General features: G+C 70.6%; 10 protein-coding genes. All 10 read left to right on the forward strand.

All coding sequences use genetic code 11. From position 1 onward, the window contains the following. Positions 1-555: 555 nt before the first annotated feature. Positions 556-1,800: an FAD-dependent oxidoreductase gene (locus CCN72_RS08375; protein WP_086806964.1), complete on the forward strand. Its 1,245-nt coding sequence runs from the start codon at positions 556-558 to the stop codon at positions 1,798-1,800. Between the two features lie 41 nt (positions 1,801-1,841). After that, the gene (locus CCN72_RS08380; RefSeq protein WP_037663089.1) at positions 1,842-2,195 is read left to right on the forward strand and encodes a cupin domain-containing protein; all 354 of its coding nucleotides are present in this window, start codon (positions 1,842-1,844) and stop codon (positions 2,193-2,195) included. Beyond that, a complete protein-coding gene (locus tag CCN72_RS08385; RefSeq protein WP_086806957.1) occupies positions 2,195-3,796 on the forward strand; it encodes a class I tRNA ligase family protein in 1,602 nt (533 codons plus the stop codon). Before CCN72_RS08380 ends, CCN72_RS08385 begins: the two co-directional genes overlap by 1 nt. A 69-nt stretch (positions 3,797-3,865) precedes the next feature. Further along, positions 3,866-4,234, forward strand: a complete 369-nt coding sequence (gene panD / locus CCN72_RS08390; protein WP_085565868.1) for an aspartate 1-decarboxylase — start codon at positions 3,866-3,868, stop codon at positions 4,232-4,234. 65 nt (positions 4,235-4,299) lie between these two features. Continuing rightward, the gene (locus CCN72_RS08395) at positions 4,300-5,631 is read left to right on the forward strand and encodes a SidA/IucD/PvdA family monooxygenase (protein ID WP_086806958.1); all 1,332 of its coding nucleotides are present in this window, start codon (positions 4,300-4,302) and stop codon (positions 5,629-5,631) included. Further along, on the forward strand, positions 5,628-6,713 hold the full coding sequence (locus CCN72_RS08400; protein WP_086806959.1) for an NAD(P)/FAD-dependent oxidoreductase: 1,086 nt from the start codon (positions 5,628-5,630) through the stop codon (positions 6,711-6,713). The genes CCN72_RS08395 and CCN72_RS08400 overlap by 4 nt, the downstream gene beginning before the upstream one ends. Continuing rightward, positions 6,710-8,050, forward strand: a complete 1,341-nt coding sequence (locus CCN72_RS08405; RefSeq protein ID WP_086806960.1) for a hypothetical protein — start codon at positions 6,710-6,712, stop codon at positions 8,048-8,050. Before CCN72_RS08400 ends, CCN72_RS08405 begins: the two co-directional genes overlap by 4 nt. A gap of 4 nt (positions 8,051-8,054) precedes the next feature. After that, on the forward strand, positions 8,055-8,906 hold the full coding sequence (locus CCN72_RS08410) for a VOC family protein (RefSeq protein ID WP_086806961.1): 852 nt from the start codon (positions 8,055-8,057) through the stop codon (positions 8,904-8,906). Next, positions 8,903-10,765, forward strand: coding sequence for a 2-oxoacid:acceptor oxidoreductase subunit alpha (locus tag CCN72_RS08415; protein ID WP_086806962.1), 1,863 nt, complete (start codon positions 8,903-8,905; stop codon positions 10,763-10,765). The genes CCN72_RS08410 and CCN72_RS08415 overlap by 4 nt, the downstream gene beginning before the upstream one ends. Further along, positions 10,758-11,508, forward strand: a 751-nt coding sequence (locus tag CCN72_RS08420) for a 2-oxoacid:ferredoxin oxidoreductase subunit beta (protein WP_086806963.1), incomplete at its 3' end; no start/stop codon positions are given. The genes CCN72_RS08415 and CCN72_RS08420, both read left to right, overlap by 8 nt.

Raw genomic sequence — 11,508 nt, forward strand, 5'->3', positions numbered from 1 at the left:
GCCCCGACGCCGTCACTCGGCCGCCGACCGCCCCGAAAGGGCTCGGTGATCAGAAAATCGACCGGGCCCGCCCGCCCGTTTCCCGCAGTGGTGTCATTCGCATCTTTGCGCGAATCGGGTCACGATTTTCGCGAGTCGGCATTGCCGCCCCCGGCGCGGACCCGGATCGTGGAATGCGCAACGGACACACATCCAAGGGGCGGACCTGTGGTGGAGACGGAACTGGCCGGTGTGATCTCCGCGCGGGCGGCCGCGATCGCTATGGGGCCCCAAGATCCTCCCGGCAGTGATCGGCGGCTTCCGCACAGAGAGTTGGAGCGGCCGGGTTCCGCTCATGGCCACCGTCGGATGGCGCCCGCCACCTAGGCCTGCCGGCAACCGCGCCCCGCTCGTCCGGGCGGGGGCCCGGGAATTTCTGGAGCAGTTCCCTGTCTCGCCCTGCCGCATTTACGGCCTGCGGCAACTCTAACGATTCGACCAGCTCAGAATTCCGGCTGCCCATTTCCCGGGCGGTCCATACGGCAATGCCTTGAAAAGGCTTCTGTGGAGGGCTTCATGGCGACAGCTGAGCGTAGGGACGCAGTGGTGATCGGGGGAGGTATAGCCGGATCCGCGCTGGCAGCGGCGCTCGCGGGGGACGGCTACGACGTACTGCTCCTGGAGCGCCAGACCGTCTACCGGGACAAGGTGCGCGGCGAGGTCATCAACTGCTGGGGCGTGGTCGAACTTCTCCGGCTCGGCCTGGAGCGGCAGTTGCTCGACGCCGGAGGCACCTACATCGACCGCTTCATCGGATTCGACGAGATCGTCGACCCCGAGACCGCCCGGGCCAACGCCCTCCACCTGGACGAGATGCTTCCCGGCATCCGCGGCGTGCTCGACGTCGGCCACCCCGAGGCATGTGAGGCGCTCGCCTCCGCCGCCGCCGAGGCCGGGGCCACGGTCGTACGGGGAATCGGCGATGTCACGGTGACCGGCGGGCCGCACCCGAGCGTGCGCTACGAGTACAACGACATCGAGTACGAGGTCCCCTGCCGGCTCGTCGTGGGAGCGGACGGACGCACCTCCACGGTGCGGCGCCAACTCGGCATCTCCCTGACCCAGACCCCGCCGAACTCGCTGGGCGGCGGCATGCTCGTGGAAGACCTCCACGAGTGGCCCGCCAACGTCACCTCGATCGGTACCGAGAAGGATCTGCTCTACTTCGTCTTCCCGCGCGCGGGCGCCAAGGCCCGGCTGTATCTGCTGCACGATGTCGCGCAGAAGGGCCGTTTCGCCGGCCCGACCCGCCAGGCCGACTTCCTCAGGGCCTTCCAGCTCGACTGCATCCCGCACCGCGAGATGTTCGCCACGGCCACCCCGTCGGAGTCCTGCGCCTTCTATCCGATGAACGACGCCTGGACGGACGGCCCCGTCGTCCCCGGCGCGGTACTGATCGGCGACGCGGCCGGCTGGACCGATCCCGTGGTCGGCCAGGGTCTGTCCATCGCGCTCCGGGACGCGCGCCTGGTGTGGGAGGCGCTGCGCTCCAGCAGCGCATGGTCCCCGCAGATCCTCAAGCCGTATGTGGACGAACGCGAGGAGCGGATGCGTCGTCTGCGTGTCTCGGGCGCGGTCCGGACCGCGATGAACATGACCTTCACCCCCGAAGGCGCCGCCCGCCGCAAGGCCTACGCCAAGGCGTGGCCCACCGATCCGGTGCTGGCCGGCTCCCGACTCGCCACGTTCCAGGGGGCGTTCGGCGTCCCCGACGAATCCTTCCACCCCGGCACCATCCAGCGCCTGCTCGCCCTCGGCTAGCCCGCGCCGGCCCCCACGCATCCATCGAAGGGACTTCCACCGTGCATGTGAAGACCGAAGCCGACGACACCCTGATCCGGAAGAACGGCTGCGACATCCGCGAGCTCTACCCCTGGGACGGGGTCGTCGCGCCGCCGTGGAACAGCACCCTGTGCTCGATCCGGCCGACCGAGTCCAGCACGCCCCACGGCCACGCCACCGATGAGACCTTCATCTTCATCAGCGGGCAGGGTCACCTGCGCGTCGGTACCGAGGAGCGCCCGATCACCCCGGGTGACGTCGTCTACATCCCGCACGGCACCGACCACGAGGTCACGAACACCAGCGAGGCCGACCCGCTGACGTTCGTGAGCATCTACTGGTTGCAGCCCGCCGGACACGGTGAGGACGCGTGATGGCCGACTCCCCGGGCGCCGACACGCCCGCCCCGCGCCGTGTGAACGTCACGTTCTCGCCCCCCACTCCCAACGGGGACCTGCACCTGGGCCATCTCGCCGGACCGGTCCTCAACAGTGACATATGCGCCCGGTCCCAGAAGGTCCTCGGGCACGACGTCGCCTTCGCCACCAGCACCGACGACAACCAGACCTATGTCGTCACCACCGCGGAACGGCTCGGTGTCACGCCGGAGGCGCTCATCCAGGACGCTCTGGACAGCGTGACGAAGTCGCTGGAGCTGGCCGGAGTCGACGTCGACCTGTTCGAACGGCCCGACGACGACTACACCGCCTTCGTCCGCTCCTTCTTCACCCGCCTGTGGGAGCACGGCGCGTTCGACCTGCGCGAGGTGGAGCTGCCCTACGACCCCGACAGCGGGGAGTACAAGGCCGAGGCATTCGTCACCGGACTCTGTCCCACCTGCCTGGCCCACGCCAGGGCCGGCGTGTGCGAGGCATGCGGCCTCTACAACCTGCCCGGCGCCCTGCTGCCCGTGTCCGACACGGCCTCGGCCCTGCCGCGGCGCACCGTCTCCATCTGGGTCCTGGACCTCGAACGCCACCGGTCCATGATCACCAACTGGTACCGGACCACCGATGTGCAGTTACGCCCGGACCTGGCCAAGGTCGTGGCCGACACGCTCGCCGGACGGCTTCCCTACATCCCGCTCACCTACCCCACCACCTGGGGCATCACGGTGGAATGGGACGGCCCCGGCATCCAGCCGCAGGCCATCAACGCCTGGCCGGAGATCTACGTCGGACACCTCTACTGGATGCAGCAGGCCCGCCTGGACACCGGGGCCGAGTACGACGAACTCGTCCAGTTCATCGGCATCGACAACGGCTTCTACAACGCCTTCGTCTATGTGACCCTGGCGCTGCTCGCGGCACGGCACGGCATGCCGGTGCACCTGCCCAGGACGCGCACGCTCACCAACCAGTACTACATGCTGGAGGGACGCAAGTTCTCCACCAGCAAGGGGGACGTGCGCTGGGCGCGCGACTACCTGGAGTCCGTCGGCCGCGACCGGGCGCGGTTCGTCCTCGCCCTGACCAGCCCCGAACTACAGCGGGCGGAATTCAGCGAACCCATCGCCGCCGACACGATCGCGGCACGCTTCGACACCCCGCTCGCCACGATCGCCGAGGGGCTCGGCGCCCTGACCGGCCGTCATGCCGGCACGACGCCCTCACCCTGGTGGGACGCGGCCCTTGAGGCGTCCCGCCGGCGCTTCGAGGACGCCTACCGGCTGGAGAGCTTCAGCGTCCGCAGGGCGGCCGAGGCCGTGGCCCTCCACCTGGAGGTGCTGGCGCTGCGCTGCGCCCGGATCCAGCTCGACGACGCGAGCGACGTCTCTGGCGCGCTGCGCTTCCTGTGGGCCCTGCGCACCCTGGCCTGGCCGGTCACCCCGGACCTCGCCGAGCACATCTCCGCCGCCTTCGCCGGCCCCTCCACCGTCGGCAAGGCACCCCTGCTCGCCGACCTCGCCGTCACACCGGAGAACTCCTTCCGCGGCCTGACCGTCCCGGCCGCCCCGCCCGCCGCTGCCCCGTGATCCGCGGGTGAGCCGCCCCGCGCGCCACTTCCGTACGACGAAACCGATTGCCTTCCGAGGAGACCCACCATGCTGCGCACCTTCATGAACGCGAAGATCCACCGCGCCACCGTCACCGACAGCAACCTGAACTACGTCGGGTCCATCACCATCTCGCCGGAACTGCTCGACGCCGCCGGTATCGGCGTCCACGAGCTGGTGCACGTCGTCAACATCAACAACGGCGCCCGATTCGAGACGTACACCATCCTCGGCGAGCCGGCCGCCCACCAGGTCATCGTCAACGGTGCCGCCGCCCGCCTCGTGGAGACCGGCGACAAGGTCATCATCATCAGCTACGCACAGCTGACCCCGGACGAGGTCGCCGACCACAAGTCCCGCGTGGTCCACGTCGACGAGACCAACACGATCACCGAGACGGCGCTTCTCGGCGCGTGAACCCTGAGCCCGCCCGTTCTGAAACAACGTTCCTGCATGCACGACAAGTCGAGGATGCGTGAACTGTGACAACCCATGAGATCCACCCGGTGCTGGGAGTGGGGTTCGGGCCCGCGAACCTCTCCCTTGCGGTCGCGCTCGAAGAGCGCGGCCGCGCCGGCCTGGCCCACTTCATCGAGCGGTCCGCCGGGTTCCAGTGGCAGCAAGAACAACTCCTGCCGGGCGCCGACATCCAGAACAACCCCTTCCGCGACCTGGCCATGCAACGCAACCCGGACAGCCCGCACACCTTCGTCAAGTACCTCGCCGCACAAGGGGACTTGACGGGCTATCTGCACCTCAACGCCAAGTTCCCGCTGCGCAGGGAGTATTCGAGCTACCTCGCCTGGGTCGCCGAGGCCTTCCGCGACCAGGTGGACTACGGCCGGTCGGCCGCGCACCTCTCGCTCGTCGAGGGCGACGACGGAAGCGAGCTGTTCTGCGTCGAGACCGACGACGGCGGCCGCTACCTCGCCCGGAGCGTCTCCGTGGGCACCGGCCGGTCCCCCCGTATCCCCTACGTGTTCCAGAAGGGTCTGGGGGAGAGCGTCTTCCACTCCACCCGCTACCTCACCTCCATGGAGCACTTCAAGGACAAGCCGATCCGGGTCGCGGTCGTCGGGGCCAGCCAGAGCGCGATCGAGATCATCCTCGATCTGCTCGGCCGCCCGAACGTGCGGCAGGTGACGGCCGTCCACCGCAGCATCGGGTTCCGGCTCAAGGACACCAGCCCCTACAGCCGGCAGGTGTTCCTGCCCGAGTTCGTGGACTACTTCCACTCGCTGCCCAGCGCCAAGAAGCGCCGGCTGCGCAACGAGCTGCGGTCCATCAACTACGCGGCCTGCGACCAGGACGTCATCGACCGACTGGTCGGCGTGCAGCGCGAGTACGACCTCACGGGTTCCGACCGGCTCGTGATGAAGCCCTTCCGCGAAGCCGTCATCAGCAGGCCGCACGGCCAGGGGCACCGCATGGTCCTGCGCGACATCAACCACCTCACCGAGGAGATCCTCGACACCGACGTCGTCATCCTGGCCACCGGCTTCCGGGACTTCGGCGGCGAGCCCGGCGACGAGCCGTACCACCCGCTCCTGGAAGGCATCGCCCACCGTCTTCCGCTCGACGAGGACGGCACCCCCGTGGTCGCGCGGGACTACTCGATCGAGCTGAAGACCGAGGCCGGTACCTCGCGGCCGCTCAAGGTCTACCTCAACGGGCTCTGCGAGGCGAGCCACGGCATGGGTGACGCCGGCGCACTGGCCATGCTCTCCGTACGGGCGACCGACATCGTGGACTCGATCCTGCGGCACGACACCCGCGGGCGCGAGGAGCTGCTGGCCGCCGGGACCGCGCCGTGACCCGGTCCGCCATCACCGCCGACGTCGCCGTCGTCGGCGGCGGGATCATCGGGCTGGCCACAGCCGAACGGCTGACCGCCCGCGGTCTCACCGTCGCCGTCATCGACATGGCAGGCATCGCCGGAGGCGCCACGGGCGCCTCCGGCGGGCTGGTCCGCGCCTTCGACCTGTCCCCCGCCCGTCGGCGGCGCGCCGCCGACGGGCTCGACCGCTATCTCCGGCGGGGCCACCGGGGGACCTGGCCCGCGGTGTGCCGCCAGGGCAGCCTGAGTCTCGTCGCGCACAGCGATCTCCCCCGGGCCGCCGCTGCGGTCGCGGACCTCGACGCGAGCGGCCACAAGGCGGAGATCCTGACCGCGGCGGACCTCTCCACCCGCTTCCCGGCCCTGAACGTGCCCGACGAGCTGGCCGCGGTCCACGAACCGAACGCGGGCTGGCTCCCGGTCGGACCGATGGCCCACGCCATGGCGCGCGACGCGGGCCCCCGGCTCCTGCTGATCCGGGCCCGCGCCACCCATCTGCTCACCTCCGGCTCCCGCGCGACCGGCGTCCGCACCACCGTGGGACCCGTGTCCGCCCGGGCCGTCCTGCTGGCCGCGGGCGCGGGCAGCACCGCCCTGGCCGAGACCGCCGGTGTCCACCTGCCCCTGCGCACCCGAGCCGTGAGCTACTGCCTGTTCCGGGTGGCCGAACCCGCCGGCCTCGGCTCGCTTCCCACCCTCGTGGACCGCACCACGGGCGCCTGGCTGCGTCCATGGGGTTCGGACGCGCTGGTGCTGGCGGGGGTCTCGTCGCAAAAGACCGACGTCCCCGAGACCGTACGGCCGGACGTGTCACCCGAGGAGCAGGAGCGCGTCCGCGCGGTGGTCCGCCACCGCTACCCGCAACTGGCCACCGCCCCGGCCGCGGGCGGTGTCACCGCGTACGACGCGATGGCACCGGAGGGCGACGGCGAGGTCTGCGCCCGGACCGGACTCGACGGCCTGGTCACCGCGACCGGCTGGAACGGCGGCGGATTCAAACTGGCCCCCGCGATCGGCGAGCTCGCCGCCGCGCGCCTTCAGGAAGAGGCTGCCCGATGACGGCCACCGTGCGCCTGAACCCCACCGACGAGATGCTCCACCGCACCGCCGACACGCTGGGCTCCACCCGTGTCGTCCAGGTGCTGTGGACCTTCGCGGACCCGGTGCCCGGCTCCGCTCTGCAAGCCGCCTGGGAGAGCCTCGACCAGGGCCGTCTGAGCCGCCGGGCCCAGCCCGCGCGGGTGCCCGGCGCACGGCGCAGCTGGGTGCGCGCCGGCAACGCGGAAGCCCTGTGCACCACGTCGACGCCGCTGACCGACGCCACCCTGACCGACTGGATCGACACCCAGGTCAAGGCACCCCTGGGACCCGGGGACGCCGCCCTGTGGCGGCTGGCCGCGGCCCCGTACGGCGCAGGCACCCTCGTCTCCCTGACGGTGCCGCACTTCCGCTGCGACGGGCTCGGCATCTTCGACGCCATCGGCTCCGGTGGGCACGAGGTCCACCGCCCGCCTGCCGCTCCCCGCGTGCTCGACGACCTCGCCGACCTGGCGCGGCAGACGCTCCGGGGCAGCCTGGCCGCCGCGCACTGGCTCCCGACGACCCTGGCGAGCCCGGCCCGGCGCGCGCAGATCAGGTCCGCGCTCCAGCCCCCGCCCCCGACGCGTCCCGCTTCCTCGGCACAACCGCGCTTCTTCACCTCGGCGATCTTCGAGACGGACGCGGCCCTGTGGCAGCGGCAGGCGGACCGGTTCGGCGGGACGGCCAACAGCCTCTTCATCGAGATCGCCGCCAATCTCGTACGGTCGGCGGCGGCCGACGGCCCGTCCGGATCGTTCGACGTCGGCATTCCGGTGAGCCTGCGGCGATCCGTCCACGACGCACGGGCCAACGCCCTGGTCGTGGTGCCGCTGACGGTGCCGGGCGGCCCCGCCCGGCGCGGCAGCCTCCGGGGGACCCGCAGGGCGACGAAGGATCTGCTCCGCAGCACGGGAGAACACAGCGCCACCCTCGTCCCGGAACCCCTGTGGCACCTGCTCCCGGCGCGGCAGGCCCATCGGCTCAAGAACCCCGGCGCACAGCAGACCACCGTCGTCGCGTCCAACTTCGGCCGAACCCCCGACGCCATCGCCCGGTTCGCCGGACGGCAGGCCGCCGGCATCGCCGTGCGCACCATGAACGTGCCCGGTGTGCTGCCGGACCGGGCCCGCCTGCGCGCCTCGCTCTGCCTGCTGCGGACCGGCGACCGGCTGACCGTGACCGTGACCGGCATCCCCGACCACTTCGGCGACGCCTCGTCCCTACGGCGCCTCGTCCACGAGGAGTTGGCGTCCTGGGGGCTCACCGTCCAGCGCTGGTGGGGCGCCCCCACGCCACATCATGTGAAGGAGCCCTGACGCGATGTCCGCTGTTCCCATGGCCGCGTTGCCGGGCCGCTGGTTCCGCACCACACCCGACTCCGCCCTGCTGGCCGGTCCGCGCCTGCTGGCCCGGTCCCTCATCGATGTCGCCGTCCTCGACGACCGCATCCGCTCCTACGAACGACTCACCGCAACCCCCGCGGACCTGCGGATGCCGATCCCCGACTTCGGCGGCCTGGAGCTCGCGGCGGTCGGGAACATGCTGCTGATCGCCAGCGCCCGGCCCTTCACCGCCATCCAGCGCCAGACGGCCTACTCCGTGATCGTGCCCTCGCTCGATGGCGCCCTGAGCCGTCTGAACCAGGTGGGCGCCACCGTCCTGGAACCCCCGGAGCGGATTCTCCCGGGCAGCCGCGCCCGTGTGCGGTTCCCCGACGGCGCGATCGCCGAACTCGTCGAGCACCGCCCCAACCCGGGCGAACAGCCGTGTCCCCCGCAGCTGCGGGAGACGGGGCGTCCCGGCGTGCGGCTGCTCCTGCGCAAGGCGGTGAGCCGCAGCATGTTCGACTCCCTGCTCCGGCTCTACGAGACGGCGCTCGGCATCGCCTGCGACACCCGGCTCCGGCTGGACACCCCCGACGCCGTCGAACTGGCAACCGTCGGGAACCTGCTCCTCGTCGGCACGGACGGCCCGGAATTCACCCGCGCCCCCCATGTCCGGCTGGCGCTGGTGGCCTCCGCGCCGCAGGACATCCCGGGTGCTCACCCCTGCGGCCACCGGCTCGTCCAGCTCGACGACGGCTCCGTCGCCGAGGTCTGGGACAGCGCGATCGGCCTGACACCCATGTCCGCGGCCGCCGCGCGGAGCACCACGGGAACCGATGCCTCATGACCACCGAACACGAGGTCCGGCGCCTGGACCGGGTGATCATCCGCTTCGCGGGCGACTCCGGTGACGGCATGCAGCTCACGGGCGACCGGTTCACGGCGCAGACGGCGTCGTTCGGGAACGACCTGTCGACCCTGCCGAACTTCCCGGCCGAGATCCGCGCCCCCGCAGGCACCCTGCCCGGTGTCTCGTCCTTCCAGCTGCACTTCGCCGACCACGACATCCTCACCCCGGGCGACGCGCCGAATGTCCTGGTCGCGATGAACCCCGCCGCCCTGAAGGCGAACATCGGGGACGTGCCGCACGGCGGCGAGATCATCGTGAACACCGACGAGTTCGCGAAACGGGCCATGGCCAAGGTCGGCTACGCCACCTCGCCACTGGAGGACGGCTCGCTGGACGGCTACCGGGTGCATCCGGTACCCCTGACGACCCTGACGATCGAGGCGCTGAAGGGGTTCGGCCTGGCCCGCAAGGAGGCCGAGCGGAGCAAGAACATGTTCGCGCTCGGGCTGCTGTCGTGGATGTACCACCGGCCGACGGAAGGGACCGAAGCCTTCCTGCGGCGGAAGTTCGCGAAGAAGCCGCAGATCGCGGCGGCGAACGTGGCCGCGTTCCGGGCGGGCTGGAACTTCGGCGAGACCACCGAGGACTTCGCCGTCTCCTACGAGGTCGCCCCCGCGACCCGTGCCTTCCCCGCCGGCACCTACCGCAACATCTCCGGGAACCTGGCCCTGGCCTACGGTCTGATCGCCGCAGGCCGGCAGGCCGGACTGCCGCTGTTCCTGGGGTCGTACCCCATCACGCCGGCCTCGGACATCCTGCATGAGCTGAGCAGGCACAAGAACTTCGGGGTGCGGACCTTCCAGGCGGAGGACGAGATCGCGGGTATCGGCGCGGCGCTGGGCGCGGCGTTCGGCGGTTCGCTGGCGGTGACGACCACGTCCGGGCCCGGCGTGGCGCTGAAGTCGGAGACGATCGGTCTGGCGGTCTCGCTGGAGTTGCCGCTGCTGGTGGTGGACATCCAGCGGGGCGGTCCGTCCACCGGTCTGCCGACCAAGACCGAGCAGGCGGACCTGCTCCAGGCGATGTACGGGCGCAACGGGGAGGCGCCGGTGCCGATCGTCGCGCCGAAGACCCCGGCGGACTGCTTCGACGCGGCCCTGGAGGCGGCCCGGATCGCGCTGACGTACCGCACCCCTGTGTTCCTCCTGTCGGACGGCTCCCTGGCGAACGGGTCGGAGCCGTGGCGGATCCCGGACTCCGAGGAACTGCCCGAACTGCACGTCGTGTTCGCGATGGGACCCAATCACGTCACACCGGATGGTGCGGAGGTCTTCTGGCCGTACAAACGTGACCCCCGGACCCTGGCCCGGCCGTGGGCGGTGCCGGGTACGCCTGGTCTGGAGCACCGGATCGGTGGCATCGAGAAGCAGGACGGCACGGGCAACATCTCCTACGACCCGGCCAACCACGACTTCATGGTCCGCACCCGCCAGGCCAAGATCGACGGCATCGAGGTCCCTGACCTGGAGGTCGACGACCCGCACGGCGCCGCCACTCTGGTGCTCGGCTGGGGTTCCACATACGGCCCGATCACCGCGGCCGTACGGCGGCTGCGCGGGGCCGGCGACGTGATCGCGCAGGCCCATCTGCGCCACCTCAACCCCTTCCCCCGCAATCTCGGCGAGGTCCTCGCGCGGTACGAGAAGGTCGTGGTCCCCGAGATGAACCTCGGCCAGCTGGCCACTTTGATCCGGGCGAAGTACCTGGTCGACGCCCACTCGTACAACCAGGTCAACGGCATGCCGTTCAAGGCGGAGCAGCTCGCCACCGCGCTGAAGGAGGCCATCGATGACTGACACCGGCAACGGACTGCTCCAGCTGGTGCCCAAAGCCGAGGCCAGGCAGTCGATGAAGGACTTCAAGTCGGACCAGGAAGTGCGCTGGTGCCCGGGCTGCGGCGACTACGCGATCCTCGCCGCCGTCCAGGGCTTCATGCCGGAACTCGGGCTGGCCAGGGAGAACATCGTCTTCGTCTCCGGCATCGGCTGCTCCTCCCGCTTCCCGTACTACATGAACACCTACGGGATGCACTCCATCCACGGCCGCGCCCCGGCCATCGCCACCGGCCTCGCCACCAGCAGACGCGACCTCAGCGTATGGGTCGTCACCGGCGACGGCGACGCCCTGTCCATCGGCGGCAACCACCTCATCCACGCCCTGCGCCGCAACGTCAACCTGAAGATCCTGCTGTTCAACAACCGGATCTACGGTCTGACCAAGGGCCAGTACTCGCCCACCTCCGAGGTCGGCAAGGTCACCAAGTCGACCCCGATGGGCTCCCTGGACGCGCCGTTCAACCCCGTCTCGCTGGCGATCGGCGCGGAGGCGTCCTTCGTGGCCCGGACCATCGACTCCGACCGCAAGCACCTCACCGAGGTCCTGCGCGCCGCCGCCGAACACCCGGGCACCGCACTGGTGGAGATCTACCAGAACTGCAACATCTTCAACGACGGCGCCTTCGACGCCCTCAAGGACCGCCAGCAGGCCGAGGAGGCACTGATCCGGCTGGAACACGGACAGCCGATCCGCTTCGGGGCCG

The organism is Streptomyces murinus (assembly GCF_002154555.1).
GTDB classification, from domain to species: Bacteria; Actinomycetota; Actinomycetes; order Streptomycetales; family Streptomycetaceae; genus Streptomyces; species Streptomyces murinus.